The sequence below is a fragment of the Actinophytocola sp. genome (assembly GCF_035762905.1).
In the GTDB taxonomy this organism is placed as follows: domain Bacteria; phylum Actinomycetota; class Actinomycetes; order Mycobacteriales; family Pseudonocardiaceae; genus DASYTH01.
This window is the reverse complement of record NZ_DASUCC010000009.1, coordinates 28,555-50,188: the sequence shown is the minus strand read 5'-3', so window position 1 is coordinate 50,188 and position 21,634 is coordinate 28,555. Positions and strand designations below refer to the sequence as shown.

Annotated in this window: 20 protein-coding genes; 13 read left to right on the top strand and 7 right to left on the bottom strand. The window is 70.8% G+C overall.

Annotation, left to right across the window (positions count from 1 at the left end; translation table 11 throughout):
- Positions 1–66: 66 nt before the first annotated feature.
- Positions 67–1,590, bottom strand: coding sequence for an amino acid adenylation domain-containing protein (locus VFV67_RS01010; protein ID WP_326466460.1), 1,524 nt, complete (start codon positions 1,588–1,590; stop codon positions 67–69).
- 248 nt (positions 1,591–1,838) lie between these two features.
- Between VFV67_RS01010 and VFV67_RS01005 the strand changes: the two genes are divergently transcribed.
- Positions 1,839–2,834: an aldo/keto reductase family protein gene (locus tag VFV67_RS01005; RefSeq protein ID WP_326466459.1), complete on the top strand. Its 996-nt coding sequence runs from the start codon at positions 1,839–1,841 to the stop codon at positions 2,832–2,834.
- Positions 2,835–2,838: 4 nt separating this feature from the next.
- On the opposite strand, the gene VFV67_RS01000 is transcribed toward VFV67_RS01005, so the two are convergent.
- Genes VFV67_RS01000 through VFV67_RS00990 form a run of 3 tightly spaced genes read right to left on the bottom strand, consistent with a single transcriptional unit; the run spans position 2,839 to position 5,724 of the window.
- Positions 2,839–3,744: a transketolase gene (locus tag VFV67_RS01000; RefSeq protein WP_326466458.1), complete on the bottom strand. Its 906-nt coding sequence runs from the start codon at positions 3,742–3,744 to the stop codon at positions 2,839–2,841.
- A 26-nt stretch (positions 3,745–3,770) separates the two neighbouring features.
- Positions 3,771–4,457, bottom strand: a complete 687-nt coding sequence (locus tag VFV67_RS00995; RefSeq protein ID WP_326466456.1) for a thiamine pyrophosphate-dependent enzyme — start codon at positions 4,455–4,457, stop codon at positions 3,771–3,773.
- A 28-nt stretch (positions 4,458–4,485) separates the two neighbouring features.
- The gene (locus VFV67_RS00990) at positions 4,486–5,724 is read right to left on the bottom strand and encodes an MFS transporter (protein ID WP_326466455.1); all 1,239 of its coding nucleotides are present in this window, start codon (positions 5,722–5,724) and stop codon (positions 4,486–4,488) included.
- A gap of 185 nt (positions 5,725–5,909) precedes the next feature.
- On the opposite strand from VFV67_RS00990, the gene VFV67_RS00985 reads away from it, so the two are divergent.
- The 7 genes from VFV67_RS00985 to VFV67_RS00955 all read left to right on the top strand — a co-directional run bounded on the left by VFV67_RS00985 (position 5,910) and on the right by VFV67_RS00955 (position 13,052).
- On the top strand, positions 5,910–6,035 hold the full coding sequence (locus VFV67_RS00985; protein WP_326466453.1) for a hypothetical protein: 126 nt from the start codon (positions 5,910–5,912) through the stop codon (positions 6,033–6,035).
- A gap of 77 nt (positions 6,036–6,112) precedes the next feature.
- Complete coding sequence (locus VFV67_RS00980; RefSeq protein ID WP_326466451.1) at positions 6,113–6,952, top strand: JmjC domain-containing protein; 840 nt, start codon at positions 6,113–6,115, stop codon at positions 6,950–6,952.
- A 3-nt stretch (positions 6,953–6,955) separates the two neighbouring features.
- Positions 6,956–7,786 (top strand): hypothetical protein, encoded by an 831-nt coding sequence (locus VFV67_RS00975; RefSeq protein WP_326466449.1) that lies wholly within the window; start codon positions 6,956–6,958, stop codon positions 7,784–7,786.
- Positions 7,787–7,816: 30 nt separating this feature from the next.
- On the top strand, positions 7,817–9,799 hold the full coding sequence (locus VFV67_RS00970; RefSeq protein ID WP_326466447.1) for an alpha/beta hydrolase family protein: 1,983 nt from the start codon (positions 7,817–7,819) through the stop codon (positions 9,797–9,799).
- Positions 9,796–11,073: a YcaO-like family protein gene (locus tag VFV67_RS00965; protein WP_326466445.1), complete on the top strand. Its 1,278-nt coding sequence runs from the start codon at positions 9,796–9,798 to the stop codon at positions 11,071–11,073. The genes VFV67_RS00970 and VFV67_RS00965 overlap by 4 nt, the downstream gene beginning before the upstream one ends.
- Positions 11,070–11,795 (top strand): TfuA-like protein, encoded by a 726-nt coding sequence (locus VFV67_RS00960; protein WP_326466443.1) that lies wholly within the window; start codon positions 11,070–11,072, stop codon positions 11,793–11,795. The genes VFV67_RS00965 and VFV67_RS00960 overlap by 4 nt, the downstream gene beginning before the upstream one ends.
- A gap of 3 nt (positions 11,796–11,798) precedes the next feature.
- Positions 11,799–13,052, top strand: a complete 1,254-nt coding sequence (locus VFV67_RS00955; RefSeq protein WP_326466441.1) for an ATP-grasp domain-containing protein — start codon at positions 11,799–11,801, stop codon at positions 13,050–13,052.
- 34 nt (positions 13,053–13,086) lie between these two features.
- Here the strand turns inward: VFV67_RS00955 and VFV67_RS00950 are convergent, their stop codons facing one another.
- Complete coding sequence (locus tag VFV67_RS00950) at positions 13,087–13,320, bottom strand: helix-turn-helix transcriptional regulator (RefSeq protein WP_326466440.1); 234 nt, start codon at positions 13,318–13,320, stop codon at positions 13,087–13,089.
- Positions 13,321–13,738: 418 nt separating this feature from the next.
- Between VFV67_RS00950 and VFV67_RS00945 the strand changes: the two genes are divergently transcribed.
- Together VFV67_RS00945 and VFV67_RS00940 are read left to right on the top strand one after the other, a co-directional pair.
- The gene (locus tag VFV67_RS00945; RefSeq protein WP_326466438.1) at positions 13,739–14,341 is read left to right on the top strand and encodes a sigma-70 family RNA polymerase sigma factor; all 603 of its coding nucleotides are present in this window, start codon (positions 13,739–13,741) and stop codon (positions 14,339–14,341) included.
- Positions 14,338–14,781: a hypothetical protein gene (locus VFV67_RS00940; protein WP_326466437.1), complete on the top strand. Its 444-nt coding sequence runs from the start codon at positions 14,338–14,340 to the stop codon at positions 14,779–14,781. The genes VFV67_RS00945 and VFV67_RS00940 overlap by 4 nt, the downstream gene beginning before the upstream one ends.
- 11 nt (positions 14,782–14,792) lie before the next feature.
- Here the strand turns inward: VFV67_RS00940 and VFV67_RS00935 are convergent, their stop codons facing one another.
- Entirely contained in the window at positions 14,793–16,289 is a 1,497-nt protein-coding gene (locus VFV67_RS00935; protein WP_326466436.1) for a S8/S53 family peptidase, read from the bottom strand.
- A gap of 40 nt (positions 16,290–16,329) precedes the next feature.
- On the opposite strand from VFV67_RS00935, the gene VFV67_RS00930 reads away from it, so the two are divergent.
- Positions 16,330–18,963 carry a CHAT domain-containing protein gene (locus VFV67_RS00930; protein WP_326466435.1) on the top strand — a complete coding sequence of 878 codons (2,634 nt, stop codon included), beginning with the start codon at positions 16,330–16,332 and terminating at the stop codon, positions 18,961–18,963.
- Here the strand turns inward: VFV67_RS00930 and VFV67_RS00925 are convergent.
- On the bottom strand, positions 18,937–19,599 hold the full coding sequence (locus VFV67_RS00925) for a response regulator transcription factor (RefSeq protein WP_326466434.1): 663 nt from the start codon (positions 19,597–19,599) through the stop codon (positions 18,937–18,939). The two genes, VFV67_RS00930 and VFV67_RS00925, sit on opposite strands and share 27 nt — an antisense overlap.
- Before the next feature lie 184 nt (positions 19,600–19,783).
- Between VFV67_RS00925 and VFV67_RS00920 the strand changes: the two genes are divergently transcribed.
- The gene (locus VFV67_RS00920; protein WP_326466433.1) at positions 19,784–20,863 is read left to right on the top strand and encodes a hypothetical protein; all 1,080 of its coding nucleotides are present in this window, start codon (positions 19,784–19,786) and stop codon (positions 20,861–20,863) included.
- Complete coding sequence (locus tag VFV67_RS00915) at positions 20,848–21,516, top strand: S8 family serine peptidase (protein ID WP_326466430.1); 669 nt, start codon at positions 20,848–20,850, stop codon at positions 21,514–21,516. Before VFV67_RS00920 ends, VFV67_RS00915 begins: the two co-directional genes overlap by 16 nt.
- Positions 21,517–21,634 lie beyond the last annotated feature (118 nt).

The following is a 21,634-nucleotide window of genomic DNA, read 5'->3' as shown; positions in this document are numbered from 1 at the left end:
TCCAGCCGGGACAGGGCACGCCCGGTGTTCTGGCAGCGGCCGGTGAATCCCGGAGCGGCCCGTCGGTCACCGCGGCGACGGCAGCGCGTCGCGGTCCAGCTTGCCGCTCGCCCTCAGCGGCAGCCGGTCGAGCACCGTCATGGTGTCCGGCACCAGGTACTCGGGCAGCCGCGAGCGCAGGAAGTCGAGCAGATCCTGAGGGCTCGACCGCCCGTCGGTCACGACGTACGCGGCCAGCACGCGCGTGTCGCCGTCCCCTCGGGCCACCACCGCGGCGTCGGCGACGCCGGGGTGGGAGGTCAGCACGGCAGCGATCTCACCCGGCTCGACCCGGAAGCCGCGGATCTTGACCTGATCGTCGTTACGGCCGAGGAACTCCAGCACGCCGTCGGCACGCCGGCGGACGATGTCACCGGTGCGGTAGACCGCAACGGGCTCGCCGTCCGGGCCGACCGGGAGGCTGACGAAGCGAGCGGCGCTCTCCTCCGGTTGGTTCACGTAGCCGGTCGCGTTGCCGCCACCGCCGAGGCACAACTCGCCATCCTCGCCGTCTGCGGTGCGGCTGCCATCGGAACGAACGACGTAGCAGGTGGTATCCGCGATGGGCACCCCGATCGGCACACTGACCGCGTCGGGCGGCACGTCATTGATCTCGTACGCGGTTGAGAAGCAGGAGATCTCGGTCAGACCGTAGGCGTTGATGAGGTGCGCCGGCCGGCCGTGTTCGAGCACCCGGCGGGCCGCGTCGGCCCGCATCGCCTCACCGGCGACAATCGCGTACCGCAGTCCGGCGAACAACTCGGGCCGCGCGGCGGCCAGGTTGTGGAAGATGCTCGTGGTCAGGAGTACGACGCTGATCCGCTCCCGTTCCAGCACCGCGTGCAGTGCGGGCGCGGACAACAAAACGTCCCTGGCGACCGGCACCAGGCAGGCACCGTTTAGCAGTGTCGCCCATATTTCGAAAACCGAGATGTCGAAGGAGAGCCGCGCGGCGTGCAGCACCCGATCCGTTGGCTCAACGTCAGCGAAGCCGTTGTCGATGCAGAGCCTGATCACACCGCGCTGCGGGATCGCCACGCCCTTCGGGCGGCCGGTCGTGCCGGAGGTGAACATCACGTAGACGGGAACCGCCGTGTTCGGTGTCGGCGTCGGCCCATCGGCGCCTGTGCGACCGGCGTCGAGCACTTCGGCGAATTCAAGTACCTGCCCGTCGGCGACTTTTGCGCCAGGTAATTGGACCACCGCCACCGCGCCGCTGTCGGTCAGCACGCGGTGCTGCCGGTCGGCCGGCAGCGCCGGGTCCAGCGGCGCGTACGCAAGCCCGGCGCACACCGCGCCCAGCATCGCGACACAGAAGTCCTGGCCACGCTCGCCCGCCACCGCGACAACCGCGCCTTCGGGCAGTCCGAGGTGCCGCAGTCCGCGGGCAAACCGCTCGACGAGCGAGCCGAGTTCGGCGTAGCTGAGTTGTCCGTCCATTCCGGCGATCGCGGGCCGGTCAGCGTGGCGGCGTACCTGAGCCAGGAACAATTCGGCGAGCGACTGGTCGTATACGTCGGTGATCGGTTCGGCCGCTCGGTCAGCGTTCATGTGGACCTCCGGTCCCGGTTGGCTCTGCCGTACCCGGCCAGACTAGATACCCGGAATCGATGATCAATACTCGTGAAACGTGAGCGGTAAAGGACTCCGGGCGCGAGTTTTTGGATGGGTGGATGCGATGCGCGACAACGACGGTAAGGGGGTGACGCATCGACATGGTCCCCACGCCAACGCCCGCCGCTCAGGCAGAATGATCAAACCCGGCCAACCCATGTGGTCACAGCACTAGGGTGGTCGGTGTGCGGTACCGGGCGGTCGGTCGAAGTGGCCTTCAGGTGAGTGAGATCTCGTGCGGTACGTGGATCGGGCGCACGGAAGGGTCGGCGGAGGCGGTCGCGCGGGCGGCGCTCGAACTCGGGATCACCACATTTGACACCGCCGACGCCTACGCCGCCACGCGGGCCGAGGTCGTGCTCGGCCGGGCGCTGCGCGGGGTGCGCAGGGAGTCCGTCGAGATCTGCACCAAGGTCTTCGCGCCGGTCGGGCCGGGGCCCAACGATCGAGGGTTGTCCCGCAAGCACATCATGGAGGGCGCGCGGGCCTCGCTGCGGCGGCTGCGCACCGACTACATCGATCTCTACCACGCGCACCGCTTCGATCCCCGCACCCCGCTCGAGGAGACGCTCATCGCGTTCGACGACCTCGTCCGGCAGGGAAAGGTGCTCTACCTCGGGGTGTCCGAGTGGACCGCCGCGCAGATCGCCGAGGCCCTGCGCATCGCGGCCGACCTCGGGCTGAGCCGCATCATCGCGAACCAGCCCCAGTACAATTTGCTGTGGCGGGTCATCGAAGCCGAGATCGTGCCCCTGTGCCAACGGGAAGGGATCGGTCAGCTCGCCTGGTCGCCGCTCGCGCAGGGGATCCTCACCGGCAAGTACCCGCCCGGCGCGCCACCCCCCGAGGACTCGCGCGCGGTCGGCCCGGCGGCGGGGAAGTTCTCCAGCGGCGCCCTTTCCGACGACGTGCTCACCCGGGTCGCCCGGCTCGCGCCCGTCGCCGACGAGGTGGGCTGCACGCTGTCGCAACTGGCGCTGGCGTGGGTGCTGCACAACCCGAACGTCTCGTCGGCGATCGTGGGTGCCACCCGGCCCGAGCAGCTCGCCGAGACGGTGGCCGCGTCCGGCCGCACGCTCTCCGCCGACGTGCTGGCGCGCATCGACGAGATCCTCGACCCGGTCGTCGAGCGGGATCCGGCCAGAACGCCGTCCCAGCCGACCGACTACCGCGCCGGGTGACGGCCTACGCCGCCCGCGTGCCCGCCAGGAAGGACACGATCGAGCGGCGCAGCCCCGCGCTGCCCAGCCCGTGCGCGATCGCGTGCTGGCGTGGCGTGCCGTAGTTGCGCAACTCCTCCCGGGCCACCCCGAGCCCGAGCACCCGGTGTGGCCGGTCCCGCAGCGCCTCGCCGACCTCCTGCGCCGACGTGCCCGCCAGGTACGGCTCCACCAGCACGACGGCAGGGTGCTCCTGACCGGCGACCGCCGCACGCAGTGCGGCGCGGTCGAACGGCCGGACCGTGCTGGCGTACACCACCGTCACCGGCAGCCCTTCGGTCGCCGCCAGCACCGGGTCCGCCAGTGGTCCCACCGCGACCACGGTGCCCGCCTCCCCCGTGCGCAGCACGCGGAACCCGGTGCCGTACGGGCGTTCGTTCGTCTGGTTCGACAGTCTCAGGTACACCGGGTCGTCGCTCGCCGCGGCCGCACGCAGCATGGCCTCGGCCTCGTCGGCGTGGCCGGGCACGTGGATCGTCCACCCCGGCAGCGTCGAGAGCAGCGCGACATCACCGGGTGACTGGTGGGTCCGGCCGCCGCTTGCGATGTCGTACGACGCTCCCGCGCTCACCAGCACGGCGCCGACCGCCTGGTGGTTGAGGTCGAGCTTGATCTGTTCAAACGGCCGCTCGACGAGGAACGGCGCGAAGCTGTGCGCGATCGGTCGCATTCCGGCGAGCGCCATCCCGCCGGCGACGCTGATCAGCAGCTGCTCCCGGATGCCGAGGTTGAGCACCCGCTCCGGGTGCCGGGCACGGGCGCGGTCGAAGAGCTTGGCGGACAGATCGGCGGTCAGCACCGCGAGCCGTTCGTTCGTGTCGAGCAGTTCCGTCGCCACCTCGGCGAACCGCTCGCGCATGATCCCGGCCATGTGCCGCTCCCTTCGTCAGGTGGCGCCTAGTGGAGGTCGGGAAAGGTGGGTTCCACCTCGGCCACCACCAGCCGGGGGCGACCGGGGTGGGGTGCCGTGCACGCGGCCGCGAGCTTCGCGTGGTCGACGCCCACCACCCGCTCGGTCGACCACCCCTCCACCGCGAACCGGGTCTCGAGACCGCCCGGCCAGCCGTGGCTGGCCGAGTGGTTGTCGATCACCACCACGTGCAGCCGCTCCAGCCCGGTCCGCCCGGCGTAGGCGATCGCCTCGAAGTTGGAACCCTCGTCCAGCTCGCCATCGCCGAGCAGCACCCAGACGTTCGACGTGACACCCCTCGCCCGCAACCCGAGTGCGGTGCCGACCGCAAGGGGCAGCCCGTGCCCGAGCGACCCGCTCGAGATCTCCACACCCGGCACCAGTACCCGGTCCGGGTGGTGACCGAGCGGGGACCGGAACGCGCCGAACATCTCCAGTTCCCCGGCGTCGAGGAAGCCCTTCGCAGCCAGCACGGCGTAGTACGCCTGCGGGCCGTGGCCCTTGGACAGGTAGCAGCGGTCGCGGTCCGCCGCCATCTCGGGCGTGACCCGCAGGACCTGGTCGTAGAGCACCCACAGCACGTCGAGCGTGGACGCCGCGGCCTCGGCGTGCTTCTCGTCGCCGGTCATCGCGGCCATCAGCCGGGGCAGGTCCTCGTAGCCTCCGCGTGCCATCGCGAGGTTCCTCCGGTTCCGGTTCGGGTCAATGGGTGAGCGCCGGCTCGCCCCGCCGGTGCCCGCGGGTCCGGCGCACCGCCGGCCCGATCAACACGGTGCCGGCCAGGAAGATCAGACCCGTCGCGAACCAGCCCGCCGGCCCGTGTCCTGTCACCAGGAACGACACCACCGCGGGGCCCACCGTCGCCTGGAACACCATGTGCAGGTGGAAGGCGCCGAGGTACTCGCCGCGAGCCGAGTCCGGAGCGAGGCCGAAGCTGAGACCGAACGCGCTCGCCGACTGCCACAGCTCGCCGCCCGTGATCAGCAGCACCGCGGCCAGCACCACGACACCGGTGACCCACACGCCGCCGGCGTCGCCGACGACCAGCACGAAGCAGGCCGCGGCGCTCGCCAGACCGGCCCTGCGGGCCGCGCCGACCGCACCGTCGAGCGTTTCGGCTCCGCGCGCGGCCGCCACTTGAAACAACACCACCGCGACGGTGTTCATCGCGAACCCGAGGGGAATCACGGCGTGCGGCAGCGCGCCATTATCCACGAGCCACAACGGAATGCCGACGAAAAGGACGGCGCCGTGTAACGCGAGCAGCCCGGAGACGCCGATCACGGCGACGAATGGCGCATCCCGCAAGGCCCGGAAGCGCGCGGTCCGGTTCTTTTCCGGCGGCACCGGCGGCGTGCGGGGTAATCGCAGCGCGATGGCGGCTGCCAGCACGAACGACAGGGCGTTTCCCAGCGGCAGTAAATACATGGCGCCGCCGCCGATACCGATCAGGCCGGCGGCGAGCAGCGCCCCGGCGGAGAATCCGACGTTGTACAACGAGCGCAGCGCGGCGCGCGCCGGCACCCGGTCGTCCGCCGGCACCAGATCCATGATCAGCGTGTGGAACAGCGGGCCGCTGCCCCACTCGAGCGCACCCACCAGCACGACGACGGCCAGGAACGCGGCGAACGAATCCACGACCAGGTAGAGGCAGTATGCCCCGGCCATGGCCGGCATGGCCAGGACGAGCAGGCGGCGCGCGCCGTAGCGGTCCGCGGCCATACCGACCAGCACGCTCGAGAAGAACCCGGTCAGCCCGGCGAGCGAGAGCCCCAGTCCGATCTGTCCCGGCGGCAGGCCCGCGACCACGACGAAGTAGACGGCGGAGCCGGAGATGAACAGCCCGTTGCCCATGCTGTCCAGGAAATGCAGGAGGCCGAGCGCCCTTGCCGGACCCCGCAATGCGGAGTAATTGCGCTGGAGAAAGGTAGCCAAATTCACCCCCCATCCGGCCGTTGTAACAATTGGAACATCCGGCCCTGCAATCTCCCTTGATTCCCGCTGGAGTCGCCATTGTGGCTTGCTTGGCGCACGATGTATTGCTACCTTGAATGCATGCCTACTGGGGGCTTGAATCCGTGGCGCACCGGTAGGTAATAAACCGTCCTCAACCGAAGGAGTTCTTTATGTCCATCTTCGACAAGCTCGAGGCGACCGACGAGGAGCTGCTCGTGGCCGCCGCGGAGCAGGAAATTGAGGAGCTGTCGGACCACTCGCGCCCGATGGTGATCAGCAACATCAACGAGGCGTGACGTAGTTCGTCGACGCGGCTCTGGGAGTGGTGGCCAACTGCTCCCAGAACCCGCACCCAACCCGAAGGGGATCCGCTGTGGACATCGTGCATCCGCTGGCGCGTCTCGTCGACGAGATGGACCTGGCGACCAAGTTCTGGAACGCAAGACACGGACTGTTCAAGGGCGCGGTGCCGACGGACCGTCTGATCACCGAGAACGACATCCAGGACATGCTCGACGCGGGCCTGCTGCGGTGGCCCTACTTCACCCTCCTCAAGGAGGGGCAGCAGCCCGAGCTGAGCGCGTTCACCACACCGCGCAAGGTGGCTGGCCAGTACGTCAAGGGCTTCGCCGACGCGCGGAAGGTGCGCGAGCTGCTCGCGGACGGGGCCACCATGAAGCTGAGCCAGCTCGAGGACTGGCACCAGCCCATCCGTGCCGTCATGGACGCGATCGAGGCGCGGCTGCCGGCCGAGCTCAAGGCCTACGTGTTCTACACGCCATGCGACAACACCGGCATGCTCCCGCACCGCGACGGCTCCCACGTGCTCGCGTTGCAGCTGGCCGGCGCGAAGGAATGGACGATCTACGACGCGCCCGACCAGATCGACTCCCGCCCCGGTCTTGACGTCGACCCGAACAGCCGGTCGCACACGTTCGTCATGGAGCCCGGCGACGTCCTGTACCTGCCGCACGGGTTCCCGCACGTCGCCACCGCGCGTGGCGGCACGTCACTGCACCTGACGCTGACGATCACCGAACCGGGTCCGGCCGACCTGGTCGAGGCGTTCCTGACCACGTTCGCCGGCGAGATCGCAGCCGGAGATGCGCTCGCCGCCGACACGGTCGCGGCGCTGCGCGCCCACCTGGAGTTCGTCGATTCGCGGGTCCTCGTCGACACCGCGGTGGCAACCATGCGCAAGAGGACGGTCTGACCGATGACGAGTCTCGACACCACCGTCCCGAAGGGACTGGCCGATCTGGTCGGGGACACCAGGGCGTTCCGCACCGAGATCTGGGCGTCCCGGCCGGCGGTGTTCCGCCGCGGCATCGCGGCGGATTACCTCACCCCGGCCCGGATCTGGGCCATGGTCGACCGCGGACTGCTGGTGCATCCGTACTTTCGCGTCGCGAAGGACGGTGTCCCGGTCGCGCCGGCCGAGGTCTCGGTGACCCGCAGCGTGCAGAAGAAGCCGCTGCCGACCTATGCGGACCCGGCCGCCGTGCGGGCCCGGTACGGCGACGGCCACACGCTCACCCTCGACGAGGCCGGGCACTGGCACGCCGGCATCGAGGCGTTGCTCGACGGTCTGCGCGCGGACCTGCGTGCCGAGGTGCACGCCGCCGCCGTGCTCACCCCGCCGGGCGCCACCGCGGTGGCCGGGTCCGCCGGGACGCACATCCTCGTCGTCCAGCTCACCGGCCAGACACGTTGGCAGGCCGGCGAACTCGCGGTGACGCTCGAGCCCGGCGACGTCCTCCACGTGCCGGCCGGGACGCGGCGGCACGCGCTCGCCGCCGCCTGCGACGCCCTGCACCTGTCGCTGACCGTCACGCCGCCGAGCGCCCGCGACCTCGCCGAGCTGGCGCTGGCCGCGTTCGTCAAGGGCGAGCGGTGCGAGCGGATCGCCGGTTCGCACCACTTCATGACTCCCGAGGAGAAGATCGCATGGCTGCGGGCGGAGCTCGGCGAGCACCTGGCCGGGTTGGACCTCGCCGCGCTCATGGACAGGGCGGTGCGGCTGCGGCAGCGGGGCGGGCGGCTATGAGCCCGCGTCACCGCTCGTGAGCGAGGCGCCATGGCCGAACCGATCCCGATCGAGGAACCCGGCGCCGCGTTGCTCGCGCGGCTGCTGACCCGACCGCGGGTCAGGGTCGCCCACCGGCTGGGCGCCGGGTTGATCGTCGAGGCCGAGCTGGCCAGGGACCGGCGCCCACTCCCGGTCCCGTTCGTCCTCGGCTACACGCCGACCGCCCGTGGCGGCATGGCGTTGGCGCACGCTTACGCCGGCGCGTCGTCGGTGTCCGTCGAACCGGGTGGGGGGTATCTCTTCCTGTCCGATCTGCGCTCCGCAGGGCAGGCCGGCCGGACCCTCCGCCGGCACCGGCTGGGGCCTGACGGTTCGGCCGGCGAACCGGAGCTCGTGTTCGGCGCACCACGTGACGTCGTCTCCTACGCCGTCGGTGGCCCGACCGCGCTGGCCGCCGTGTGGGTGAGCCCGGACGCGCGCTCCCTCGCCGAGGACGCTGCGCTGCGGGCGGCAAGGGCGGCGGACCTGTGCACCGCCCGCGTGGTGCGCGGGGACCTCTGGCCGCGGTCGGCCTACCACGCCGATGGTGACGTGCTCGGGGTCGTGCACGTGCCGCTGGTGCCCGGCGCGGCCCCGGAGCTGGTGCCGCTGCCGCTCGAGCGGGATGTCCTGTTCACCGGCGAGTTGGCCCTGACCCCCGACGGCCGCACGGGTGCCGCCGGTGTCGTCCGCTTCCTGCCCGGGGGGCACCGCCGCTACGGGCAGCTGCTGTTCCGCGTGGCCGACCCCGGCGTCGCCACCGCGCTGTGGTCCCAGGACGACATCGTCGACCTGGTCGCCGGTCCCGACGGCGCATGGTTCGCCGGTACGGCGGAACGGGTGGCCCGGCCCGGCCTCGGCCCGTGCCGGGAAGCCGTCCTCGTCGCCGCCGACGGCTCCCGGGTGGTGCGTCTCGCCCCCGGGCATCCCGACTGGCTGGAGCCACGGGCGTGGGCGGATCCGGAGACCGTGCTGTGTATCGGTGCGCAGGACGGGCGGCGGCACCTGTGGCGGGTGGCGCCCGGCCGCGTGGCCCGCATCGACCTCCCCGGCTCGGTCCAGGCGGTCACCTCCGCCGCCGACGGCGAGGCGCTGGTCGTGGTTTCCGGCATCGACACGCCACCCGAGGTCCGGTCCGTGCCGGCGACCGGACCGGCCGGACCGGTCATCGCACCGGCCGCGGCCGCCGCACCCGCCGGGCGGATGGAGCGGCTCATCCACCACGCACCGGACGGGTCGGCATGGCGCAGTTGGCTGTGCCTGCCGGCCGGCGAGTCCGACCACCGCCTTCCTGTGCTCGTCTGGTGCCACGGCGGGCCACTGCTGTCCTGGACCGATTGGTCGTGGCGGTGGAACCCTTGGCCGTTCGTCGCCGAGGGTTACGCCGTGCTCATGCCCGACCCGCCGCTGTCCGTCGGATACGGGCAGCAGGCCATCGAGCGCGGCTGGGGGCGGTGGACCAGCGAGGTGGCCGCCGTCGCCGCCGGCCAGGTCCGCGCCGCGCTCGAGCATCCCGCCCTCGACCCGGGCCGCGTCGCCGCGATGGGCGGCAGCTTCGGCGGTTACCTCGCCCTCGCGCTCGCCACCCTCATGCCCGAGATACGGCTCGTCGCCAGCCACTGCGGCTGGGCCGACTTCGCCGCCGTCGCACGCGCCTGCGACCTGCACTGGCACTGGCTGCGCGAGTACGGACCGGTGGACACCGAACCCGGCTACCGGCGCGAGAGCCTCCGGCTCGACGCCGTCCGGCCCGGCGTGCGGGTCCTCCTGTCGCACGGCTGCGAGGACACTCACGTGCCCGTCGGGGAGGCCCGCGCCATGTACCGCACGCTGCAGACCCGCGGGATCGACGTCGAGTTGATGCTGCTGGCGGGTGAGCGGCACAGCATCCAGCGGCCGGCCAACGTGACCGCCTGGTTCCGGTGGGTCCTGCGGGCCTGCCGGACGTCGCTCCCCGCCCCGTCGACACGGAAGGAGCCGTCCCTGCGATGACGACCGCAGCGCTGCGCTCGCCCGGCACACCCGGCCGGGAGTACTGGTTCCCGCCCGCGCCGCAGGCCCCGCCGACCGCGTGCGGCACCTCGCTGCGCACCCGCCCGCTCGCCCGGACCGAGGCCCTGGCCGACGCGTCGCTGTCCCGGTGCGGCATCACCAGGATCGCCGACGTCACCGACCTCGACGTGCTCGGCATCCCGGTCTTCCACAGCATGCGGCCCGCCGCCGCACCCGGCCTGAACACCGTCACCAGCGGGAAAGGCGCGACCCGTCAGGCCGCGAGGGTGTCCGCGATGATGGAGGCCATCGAACGCACCTGGTGCGAGCCACCCGCGGACGGGATCCCGGACCGCCCCTCCTACGCGGAGCTCCGCCGGGCGCGGTTGCCCGTGCTCGACCCGCGCAAGCTCATCCTGCGTCGCGGTCACACGTGGACCGAGGACGCGCCGCTGGCCTGGTGGCCGGCCCGCGAACTGGGCACCGGCATCGAGGTGCTGGTGCCCGCGCTCGCGATGTTCACGCCGTTTCCCGACGACCACGGCATGTTCATGTCGAACACGATCGGGCTCGCGTCCGGCAACAGCCCGCAGGAGGCGTTGCTGCACGGCCTGCTCGAGGCCGTTGAGCAGGACTGCACGGCGTTCGGCGAGACCCTCAAGGGCGGCCGCCGGATCCGGCTCGAGTCGCTGCCGGCCGGCCCCGCCGAGCTGGCCGAGCGGTTTCTGCGGTGGGGCGTTGAGGTCCAGGTTTTCGGCTACGCCAACGAGATCGGTGTGCCAACCGTGTTCGTCACCACCGATGACACGCACGCCGCGGACGGGCTGCTGATCAACGGCGGCGCCGGATGCCACCCCGACCCGGTGGTCGCGGCCAACCGCGCGCTCACCGAAGCCGCACAGTCCCGACTCGCGGTGATCTCCGGTGCCCGCGAGGATCTCAACGGCCAGGCCTACCGGCGGCACGCGTCGTACGAGGCGATGCGGGAGATGCTGCACACGTGGAGCTCCGGTCGGTCCGAAATGGACTTCGGTGAACTGCCTTCGGTGACGACGGGAACGACCGCCGGCGACCTCGACCGCGTGCGCACCGGCCTGCGGGAGGCCGGGCTCGATCTCGTGTTCGCCGCCGAGCTCGCCCCGCCGGACCTCCCGTTCTCGGTGACCAAGGTGATCGTGCCCGGACTCGAGGCGTACCACAACGACACCGGCCGGCTCGGCACCCGCCTGCGCCGCGAGATGGTCCGGGCCGGAGTAGCGAGGCCGCTGTCATGACACTGCACGTCGTCGCACCGCACACCACGACCGGACCCGCCCCGCTCATCGTGTTCGCCGGACCGTCGCTGCGCCCCACCGATCTTGCGGTCCTGCGCGCGGAGGCCAAGGCCGCCGGTCGCACCATGGAACTGCGCCGACCCGTGCGCCGGCTGGACCTGCTCGACCTCACGAAGTCCACAGTAGACAGTCAGATCGTGATGCTCGACGGGGAGTTCGGGCAGAGCCTCGCCGTCAGCATCACCGAGATCCGCGCCGTGCTCGCCGCCGGGCAGCCGCTGCACGGCGCCTCTTCCATGGGTGCGTTGCGGGCGGTCGAGTGCCGGACGCTCGGCATGACCGGCAGCGGCTGGGTGTTCGAGCGGTACCTGTCCGGCGCCATCGAGTCCGACGGCGACGTCGCCCTGCTGTACGACCCGGACGACTACCTCCCGGTGACGATCCCGCTGGTGAACGTGCGGTGGCTGCTGGCATCGAAGGCGGCGCAGGGAGTGCTCGACCGCTCCGCGGCGGACGCCGCGCTCCGGGTCGCCCTCCGCACGCACTTCCGCGAGCGGCGGCCGTCCGTGCTGCTGCGCCGGTGGCAGCGGGAGTTGCCCGCGCACCTGGTCGACGTGCTCGCCCCGGAGCTCGCGGACGACCGCAGGGACCACTGGGACCGCAAGCGACTCGACGCCATCGCCGCGGTGCGGGCGGCGCTCGTGGTGGAGGAGGCGGCATAGGCCATGCGGCACCATGTTCTGATCGTCGGCCGGGACAAGGAGGTTCCCGGCATCATCCGCTCGGTGGGCGGCCCGGACGTGCTGATCTCGCTGATCTGCCGAACGAGCGCGGTGGACAGCATCCCGGATCCGGAAAGCTACCATCGGATCGTCGCCGTCGCCCACGACGCGGCGCCCGGGGACTGGGTCGCGTTCGCGCGGACCATCCACCGGCTGGACCCGGTCACCGCGGTCGGCACCTTCCACGAGTTGGAACAGCACCACGCCGCCCGCATCGCCGCCGCGCTCGGCCTGCCGATGCACGACATCGAGACCGTGACCGCCGTGCACGACAAGGCACTGATGCGGGAACGGTTGCGGGCCGCAGGTGTGGACGACACGCCGGCCGCGATCGTGCGCGACCTCACGGAGGCCACGCGGTTCGCCGAGCGGCACGGCTTCCCGCTGATCGCCAAGCCGGTCCAGGGCGCGGGCAGCACCGGCATCGCCCGCATTCACTCCGCCGCCGACCTGCCTGCCGCGCTTGCCAAAGCGGGCGCCAGGTCCCAGTGGTCCTCGGGCGAGGTGCTGCTCGAACGCCTGCTGCAGGGGCCGCAGATCAGCGTCGAGGCGATCAGCGAGGAGCGCGAGCACGTGGTCGTCGGCAGCACGGCGAAGTCGTCCAGCCGTGACCACCTGGTCGAGCTCGGCCACGTGTGCCCGGCGCCGCTCGACGAGGACACCGCGACCGCCGTGCGGGAGCTTGTGACGCGGACGCTCACGGCACTTGGCGTCACGTTCGGCGTGACCCACACGGAGATCGTCCTCACCCCGGAGGGCCCCCGGATCATCGAGACCCACGTGCGGTACGCGGGCGACCGGATCACGGCGCTGGTGCACGACGTCACCGGGGTCGACCTGAGGGTGTGCAGCGCACGGCAGGCACTCGGGCAGCGCGTGCTCGACGATGTTCGTGCCGCGCTGCGCCGCGAGCCGTCGGGAGCCTCGGCCATCTGGTTCACCGCCCCCGACGCCCCGGGTGTGCTGCGCGGCATCGAAGGCATCGACGACGCCGCGCGGATCGAGGGCGTGGTTGAGGTCGTGCCCCTGTTGTCGATCGGGGACCCGACCAACCCGATGCGATCGACCTTCGACCGTGGCGCCTACGTCCGCGCACTCGCCCCCACCGCCAAGGAAGCAATCGACACCGCCGCCACCGCGGCCGCGAAGATCACCTTCCTGCTGGCCAACAGCCACAGGACGACAGACCTCGTCTGATCCCCGGTTCCAGAGGTGCGGGCCGGGCCGGCGATCAACGCCGCGTCGACCTCACCGAAACCAGCGGCGGGACGACGGCGGCCCCGTCTGTTTGCGCGGCGAGCAGAGCCATGCGGCTGGTGCGGTTGGTGAGATCGAGTTTGCGGTAGATGCGCTCGAGATGTTTGTGCACGGTCCGGGTGCTGACAACGAGGGCCTTGGCGATCTCACGGTCGGTCGCACCGCGCAGAACGTGCGTGCTCACCTGCTGTTCGCGGGCGGTGAGCAAGGTCGTCGGCGATACCCCGCGGTCGGTGGAATTCCCCGTAGAGCGGGGTGCGGCGGAACGCATCGCCCATCGACAAGGTCGGTGACCGCAACCGACGAACGCACCCGATCAGCTGGCCGAACCCGGTCAACGCCGTTGACCACTCCTGCGCGCCGGACCCACTCTCGTTCAGGTCCCGGACCATCCCCAAGGCGCGACGGAGATCGCTCGTGGTCAGCTCGACGTTCACGCTTCTGCCCTCCCCGCCGTACAGCAGGCACAGCGAACCTGGCAGATCCGGAAACCAACGGGCCGTGGAACGGGAAGCCGTTGAGCGGAAACCTCGATTTCCCCATTGGCACTTGTTGTGCTTTTTGTTGTGCGGACAGTGTTTTCCGGCCACCATGAATCTGCGTCAGGTCGACATGCATCCAGTGAGGTGACCACGGAGGTCGACGTGGAGATGCGGTCCTTGCTCGCGGCGGCCAGCCGGGGTGACCAGACGGCGTGGGACCTGATCGTGCGACAGTTCAGCAGCCTGCTGTGGTCGATCGCGCGCGGGTTTCGGCTCGACCCGATCGACGCCTCGGACGTCGTGCAGATGACCTGGCTGCGGTTGGTGGAGAACCTCGACCGGATTGCCGAGCCCGACGCCCTGCCGGCGTGGCTGGCGACCACCGCCCGACGGGAGAGCCTGCAACTGCTCCGCCGGACGAGCCGGCAACGGGTGATCCGCCAGCCCGAGCCGCTGGAGATGCCGGATCCGGGCCCACCGGTCGATCACACGATCCTGCTCGACGAGCGGGACGCGGCGTTGTGGCGCAAGGTGGCCGAGCTTGGCGAGACCTGCCGGCGTCTGTTGCGGGTGCTGATGGCCACACCGCCACCCAGCTACCCCGAGGTGTCCGCCGCACTTGGCGTGCCCACCGGCAGCATCGGCCCGACCCGGCAGCGTTGCCTTCGCCGGCTCCGCCAGCTCATCGCCGCCGACGAACTGCTCGGCGACTGGCGCGCCGCGCCGGACGGAGGACGCCGGCCATGACCGACGATGAGCTGATGTCCGAGTTGCGCCGGATAGCCGAACGGCTCGAGCCGGTGCCGGAGGACGTCATCGACAGTGGACGGGCGGCCCTGCTGACCAGGGGGCTGGACGCGGAGCTCGCCGAGTTGCTGCTGGACTCGGCCATGGACTCGGCCCAGGTTCGCGGTGCGGCGGAACATGTGCGGCTGCTGTCCTTCCAGCTGGACGACGTCTCGCTTGAGGTGCAGGCGGAGTACGCCGGCGACCAGGTGTCGTTGCACGGGCTCGTCGACGGCGACATCGCCGAGGTCGGCCTTGAGCGTGGCGGAGTCGGCGCGCCCCAACGGTTGCCGATCGACGCCGACGGCGGGTTCACGGTCCTGCTGCCGCGCGGCGTGGCCAGGTTCCGGCTGCGCACGCGCGGCGGCAGGGTGATCGCGACCAGTTGGGTGCTGCTGTAGCCGGGTACCCGTCAGGGCACGAGCGGCTTGCTGAACACCGGCAGCGTGGTGTCCGTGTCACCGGCGTCGATGATCGTGTCCAGGTGGCCGGCCAGCAGGTCCCGGACCGCGTCTCGCGGCTTTCCGGCGAACTCGGTGTTCTCGGTCATGTGCCGGGCGATCCGGGCGGCGACGAGCGGGGTGGCGAACGACGTTCCGCTCCACGCGGCCATCCCGTTGAACAGGGCGACGCCGCCCTTGGCGGGGGCGGTCACGCAGCTGCACCCGTCCTGGAGCTTCATGATGCCGGAGACCGGGTTGGGGTAGTACAGACATTGCGGCGGGTCCACCGAGCTGATCGGTTCGTGATAGGTGTACCGCCCGCTGGGAAAGGCGTTGATCAGCTTCTCGCCTTCCTCGTAGACCGTGACCCAACTTCCGTAGTTGGAGAAGCAGGTCCGGCCCCGCCGGTCCTGGCGCAGCGCGCCCACCGCGACCAGCCGACCGTCCGCGACGTCCGTCCGTGTCTTTCCGGCGAACGCCGCCGGATAGAACAGCCCATGGTCCTTGGGCCCATGGCCGTCGTTGCCGACCGCGGCCACCAGGACCGTAGGGCAGCCGGGCCTTCTGAGCATGACCATCACGTCGCTCATCGCCCCGCCCGGCTCGGCGGTATGGATCATGTAACCGGCCGAGAAGCTGATGATGTCCGGCGGGTCCCAGGTCAGCACTTCCCGGATCGTGTACGCGATCTCGTGCTCGAGCATGGTGCCGGCCCAGCGCAGTGTGTTCAACACGTTGACCGACGCCCGGGGGGCGATGCACCGGATCAGCCCGGCGATGAACATGCCGTGGCCCGCGTGCGACGCGATGTCCCTGTTGTCGTCGAAGGTCTTTTGTTCCCGCTGCCCGGTCACCTCGTTGGACGGGTTCTTCGGGTCGTGCAACCACGGATGGTTGTCCCGCCAGCCTTCCGACAGACCCGTGTCGATGACGACGATCCGAACGCCTCGGCCCGCGTCACCGCGGCTCGGCGGCGGGTACGGAATGGTGTGCGGGTAGGGCCGCACCGGGGTGGGCTCGTCACCCGGGCAGATGTTGCCGCCGTCTTCGTGGGTGGCATAGACCAGGTTGTTGACGAAAACCTTGCCGTTCAGATCAGGGATCCTGTCGAGATTCGCGACGATTTCGTCGGTCCGCTGACCTTGCGGGTTCCGCAGCCGCAGGAGCTTGACCAGGTCCGGGTACACCTCCTGGTGCATGCCGTTCGGGCGGAGGGCAAGCTCCGCGCCCAGCGGGGTCAGCGCCTCGTGGGTCTCGTTGACCGAGTGGTGGACCAGGATGTGATCCTTCTGCCAGATGTGCTGGGGCGGGCCCTCGGTCGGCTGTGTCTCGAATGTCACGGGTTCGGGCAAGTTGGCGGCGGCGGCCCGTTTGACGGCCTCGAACTGTGCGGCGCTGACCGAGTCCTCGGTCCGCCAGCGCCCGCGGGTGACCATGTTCTGACCATGACCGCGCTTGTCGTTCACCTGATACCTCCAGAGCGAACAGGAAACTGACAATGGAGGGATGCCGCGGCTCGGCCACCAGATACCCCGCTCCGGAACGGATCTCCTGCACCTGGTCTTCGCGCACCCGGCGGACGCGGTCCGGCGGGCCCGCGCCGTGCTTGCGGACTCGCCGACGCCGTTCGACGCGTCGGTCGCGCACCAGGCCATCGGCATCGTTCAACGCGATTTCGGCGACCTCACCTCGGCGGTGGCCGAGTTGCGCCAAGCCCTGGCGCACGCGCGACGGTCCGGTTCGAGCGAGCGCGAGGCCGACGTGCTCGCCACCTTCGGCGTCGCCCTGATCCACAGTGGACAGACCAGGGCGGGGCTGGCGGCGTTGGACCGCGGGGTGGCGAAGTCGGCCGGCCCGCACGGGGCGCGGGTGCGGTTTCGGCGCGGTGCCGCGCTGTGGGTGTTGGGCCGGCACGAGGACGCCCTGCCCGATCTGAAGACCGCCATCGCCGTGCTGCGCCGGGCCGGAGACACGATCTGGGTCGGCCGGGCGTTGGCGATCCGCGGTCAGGTGCAGCTCGCCCTCGGCGCGGTCGAGCGGGCGAGCACCGACTTCACCGAGGCCGAGCGGCTGTTCCGGCAGACCGACCAGGAGCACGATTCGGCCATCGCGGTGCAGAATCTGGGCCTGACCGCGTTCCGCGCCGGCGACCTGCCCACCGCGCTCGCCCGGTTCGACGACGCGGACCAGCGGTTTCGGCGGCTGGCCACTCCGATGCCCGAGCTGGTCGCCGACCGGTGCGCGGCGCTGCTCGCGGCCGGGCTGTCCCACGAGGCCCTCGTCGAGGCCGACGCGGCGATCGCCGAGGTGTCCGCCCGGCGCGGTCAGACCACCCGGAAGGCGGAACTGCTGCTGATCGCCGGCCGGGCGGCGCTGGCGGCGCGGGACCCGCAGGTGGCACTGGACCGGGCGACCGAGGCGGTCCGGTTGTTCACCGTGCAGCGGCGGGAATGGTGGCGGCAGCACGCCCGGCTGCTCGCCCTGCGGGCCGGGTTCGTCCTGGATCCGCACGCGCGGCAACTCCCGCAGGCCCGCCAGGTCGCCGCTCGGCTGCGCGCACTGCGCGCGCCGGATCACATCCAGGCGAACCTGCTCGCCGGCCGGATCGCGCTCGAGGCCAACCAGTTGGCTCAGGCCCGGGACCACCTGACGGCGGCCGCCGCGGCCCGGCGCGGCGGCCCGGCGATCAGCCGGGCCGAGGGTTGGCTGGCCCGTGCGCTGCTCGCCGCCGCGGACGGAAACCCGGCGCTGGTGCTCTCGGCCTGCCGGCATGGTCTCGACGTACTCGACGAGCATCGGCTCGCGCTCGGCGCGTCGGAACTGCGGGCCCGGGCCACCGAACACGGGGCCGAGTTGGCCGAACTCGCGCTGCGCACCTGCCTTTCCCGGGGACGCACCCGGGATCTGCTGAAGTGGAGCGAGCGCTGGCGCGCGACGGTGTGCGCGGTCCCGGCGGTACGCCCGCCGGTCGACAGCGGGGTCCAGCGCGACCTCGCCGCGTTGCGGGCCACCGCGAGCCGGCTCGACCAGGCATTGGCAAGCGGCACGCCGGCGGACGCCTTCGCGGCTACCTGGCAGCGGTTGGAGCGGCAGATCCGCGATCGGGTCCGCCGCGAGCCCGGCGGGTTCGGCGACCGGCCCGACACCCCCGCGCACCAGTTCGTGCGTGCGCTGCTCGACGAACTGGGCACCGACCGGCTGGCCGCCATCGTCGAGATTCGCGGTGAGCTGCACGTGCTGGTCTGTGGTGCGGGTCGGGTTCGCCGGTGGGTCGCGGGTCGGGCCGCCGCCGCGGCCCGACAGCTCGACTCCGCCTGCTGGCTGCTGCGCCGGCTGGCCTACGGATCCACGCCGGCGCTGGCCGAGCGGTTGCTGACCCGGTTGAACTCCATCGGTGATCAGCTTCAGCACACCCTGCTCGGCGCCGCCGCCGGCCGGCTCGGCGACGACCGGCTGGTGATCGTTCCGCCTGGCCGGTTTCATGCCGTGCCCTGGGCACTGCTGCCCTGCCTGCGAAACCGGGTGCATGCCGTCGCGCCTTCGGCCACCGCATGGTTCAACGCCAGGCGGGCACGGCGTCCCGCCACGGATGACGTGGTGCTGGTCCGCGGCCCGGACCTGGCGACCAAGGGTGCCGAGATCACCCATCTCGCCGCGACCCATCCGGGCGCCCGGGTCATCGAGGGCGGTTCGGCCACCGCACCGGCCGTACTGGCCGCGATCGACGGAAGCTCGCTGACCCATCTCGCCGCACACGGCCAGTTCCGCGCCGACAGCCCCATGTTCTCGGCGATCCGCCTGTTCGACGGCCCGCTCACCGTCTACGACTTCCAGCAGCTTCGCCGTGCTCCGTACCGGATCGTGCTGCCGTGCTGCGACTCCGGCGTGCTGCAACCGGTCGGCGCCGACGAGTTGCTCGGCCTGACCACGGCCCTGCTGCCCCTCGGCACCGCCGGCATCGTCGCCGCGATCGTTCCGGTCAACGACACGGCGACGGTGCCGTTGATGAGCGCCCTGCACACCGCCCTGCGGGCCGGTGGCACCCTGGCCGAATCGCTCGCCACCGCGCGAAATCACACCGCGAACCAGCCCCTGGACCTTGCCACCGCGTGGTCATTCATCGCCCTCGGAGCCGCGTGATTTCGGCCATCCATTCCTGAGCGCGGCGGGTGCCTCCATCCGACTTTTCACCTTCAGTTTGTCCAGCAGATGGTGGACATGGTTCTTCACCGTCGACACGGAGATCGACAGTTTTCGAGCGATTTCCTTGTTGGTCAGCCCGGCGTCGATGTACCACAGGATCTCCAACTCCCGTGCGGTCAGCGGGCGAGCGTTGCCGGGCGGCGTCCGCCTTCCGGAGGCCCAGGTCGCCAGCCGATGGAACACCTGCGCGGTCGCCTGCGCCGGGCAGGTCGCCTCGCCCCGGTCCGCCCGCCCGATCGCCGTCGCAAGCTCCGGCAGGGTGGCCTCCGTTGTCAGATATCCCAACATTCCAGCCTCGACACAGGAGATCACGTCAACGGCTGTTCCGGTGTCCGCCAGACCGATCACCTTGGTGTCCGGTGCGGTGTCGCGCACCTCGCGGGCGAACGCCAGCCCGGCGTCCACGCCGAGGTCGAGCAGCAGCACATCCGGCCGGAGCCGCGGTATGAGCCGGTGTGCTTCGGCCGGCCCGGCCGCGCCGCCGACGATCACGATGGGCGGACTGTTGGCGAGGTGTCGCTCCAGGCAATCCCGGTAGATCCGTACGCCAACGACGACAAAGACGTTGATCACTTCCCCTCCTCGTGCGCCGGTGTCCGGTAAGGATGCGCGGACCCGGCCGGACGATACGTTTTCCGGGATCTAGATCTATCCACCTGAGTCTCTTTTGGACCATTGGATCCATTTACCCACTCGAATGTGTCGGCCGACACTTGAACAGCCAGGCAACAACGGAAAACCACTGCGGAGGCCAGTGATGACCGAACCCGTGACCCACGCCAACAACTACACCGACTCCTCCCGAGGCGTCCTGCCCAGCCGGGTGCTGCACGCGCTCAACGACCTGCAGGCAGGCATCGAACTGAAGGCGGCCCGGGTCGCCGCCGGCCAGGAGCCCACCGACGATCTGGAACGTGATTTCAAGGGGGTGCTGGACCGGAACCGGTCGGCGGCTGCGGACCGGGGAACGACGCTGCAGGCCCGGATGGCCGCACCACTGCGGCTCTACCGCACGAGCAGCCGGTACCGGGCGTACGCCGGCGTCGACCCGCTCAAGGCGGGCGCCGTCGACTCGGTCGACCTGGTGGCCCTGCACCGGTCGCGGGTCGCGCCCCTTGCGGACAGTTGGGTGCACATCCCGACCGCGGTGGACGGCCTTGCCGACCTCCAGGGCGGGATCGTGGTTCCGCAGGCGAGCCACACGGCCCTGCGGTTCTACATCGCGAAAATCAAGTGCATCAAGGAGACGCCGTGGGACCAGGGCTCGGCGTCCGACGAGATCTACGTGGGCGCCAACTTCATCGACGAGACCGGCGACGTGACGAAGGCGAGTTGGTTCCAGGCCGTACCCAACTCGGGCGGGCCGGGCTTCGACACGGGCGAGGTCGCGGACTACGGGTTTCCGGGCAAGCTGATGCAGACCTTCGGCATCACCGAGGCGGGCAACAAGTTTCCCAAGCTGTACACGGCGGCCGTCAGCATGGTCGAGGAGGACTGGGGAAACATCGCCTCCTGGTTCGCCGACCTGCACCAGAAGGTCAAGGACAAGGTGGCCGAGTTCCTGAAGAAGCAGGGCTACCAGGTGGGTGAGCGGATCGGACTCGGCGCGCTGGGATCACTGATCGGTGAGCTCTTCGTCAAGGTCTACGACTGGTTCGTGAAGCTGCTCATGAGCTGGTTCGGAAACGACGACCTCGGCACGTTCAAGTCGATGGTGACCATCAACAGCTACACCGGCAACTGGATCGGCTCGGGAACGCCGTTCTTCACCGCGGCCCAGTCGCTCACCGGGGATGGCGCGAACTATCAGGTGACCTACCGATGGGAGCTGGTCTGAGGGCCGGCGGGCCGGCCGGAGCGGGGGCGGCGCTGGCCGTCCTCGACTCCGGCTTCAACGCCGCGCATCCGGCGCTGCGCGGGGTGGAGGTCGCCGGCAGCCGGTCCTTCGTCGGCGGCGATCCGCTGCGTGATCCGGTCGGCCACGGCACCGAATGCTGCAGCATCGTGGTGGCCCGGCCGGGTCACGGCGGACCGGCCGGGGTTGCGCCCGGGGTGCGGCTGTACGTGGGGCAGGTGATCGGCGCAGGGGGATGGGGTGACCCGCCGGCGCTGTGCGCCGGACTTCGCTGGGCCGCCGGGCTGGACATCGACGTCCTGGCCATTCCGCTCGGCTGCCTGTCGAGCACACCGCCGCTGTGGCACGCGATCCGGACGGCGTGTGCCCGAGGGGTACGGGTCGTCGCGGCCGTCGGCAACCCGTACCTCGGTCAGCGTGGCCCGCTCTACCCGGCGGCCTACCCCGGGGTCACCGCCGTCGGTGCGGCCCGCTTCGAAGACACCTACGCCGCTTGGCGTACACCCCCCGATGTCATCGTGCGCACCGTCCCGCAGGTGTGCACCCCCGGTGGCGGCTGGCGCCCGGGCCTCGACACCTCGCACGCCACCCTGCACTTCGCCGGCACCCTGTGTGCCTCGATGATCGCCACCTGAGCACCGACCTGCATATTGCAGACGGAGGCTTGACACTCAGGCCGCACAACAGTTAGGTGTTCGCATGAACGGGGGTCGCACCAGAGGAAGTTGACGTGGTGGGGGCTGCTCGGTTGTG

Bases quoted from the DNA above. Each gene is read 5' to 3' on its own strand.
- VFV67_RS01010 (WP_326466460.1), bottom strand. From the start codon at position 1,590: ATGAACGCTGACCGAGCGGCCGAACCGATCACCGACGTATACGACCAG.
- VFV67_RS01000 (WP_326466458.1), bottom strand. From the start codon at position 3,744: ATGGCCGGGATCATGCGCGAGCGGTTCGCCGAGGTGGCGACGGAACTG.
- VFV67_RS00995 (WP_326466456.1), bottom strand. From the start codon at position 4,457: ATGGCACGCGGAGGCTACGAGGACCTGCCCCGGCTGATGGCCGCGATG.
- VFV67_RS00985 (WP_326466453.1), top strand. From the start codon at position 5,910: ATGTCCATCTTCGACAAGCTCGAGGCGACCGACGAGGAGCTGCTCGTG.
- VFV67_RS00975 (WP_326466449.1), top strand. From the start codon at position 6,956: ATGACGAGTCTCGACACCACCGTCCCGAAGGGACTGGCCGATCTGGTC.
- VFV67_RS00970 (WP_326466447.1), top strand. From the start codon at position 7,817: ATGGCCGAACCGATCCCGATCGAGGAACCCGGCGCCGCGTTGCTCGCG.
- VFV67_RS00965 (WP_326466445.1), top strand. From the start codon at position 9,796: ATGACGACCGCAGCGCTGCGCTCGCCCGGCACACCCGGCCGGGAGTAC.
- VFV67_RS00960 (WP_326466443.1), top strand. From the start codon at position 11,070: ATGACACTGCACGTCGTCGCACCGCACACCACGACCGGACCCGCCCCG.
- VFV67_RS00955 (WP_326466441.1), top strand. From the start codon at position 11,799: ATGCGGCACCATGTTCTGATCGTCGGCCGGGACAAGGAGGTTCCCGGC.
- VFV67_RS00940 (WP_326466437.1), top strand. From the start codon at position 14,338: ATGACCGACGATGAGCTGATGTCCGAGTTGCGCCGGATAGCCGAACGG.
- VFV67_RS00930 (WP_326466435.1), top strand. From the start codon at position 16,330: ATGCCGCGGCTCGGCCACCAGATACCCCGCTCCGGAACGGATCTCCTG.
- VFV67_RS00920 (WP_326466433.1), top strand. From the start codon at position 19,784: ATGACCGAACCCGTGACCCACGCCAACAACTACACCGACTCCTCCCGA.
- VFV67_RS00915 (WP_326466430.1), top strand. From the start codon at position 20,848: ATGGGAGCTGGTCTGAGGGCCGGCGGGCCGGCCGGAGCGGGGGCGGCG.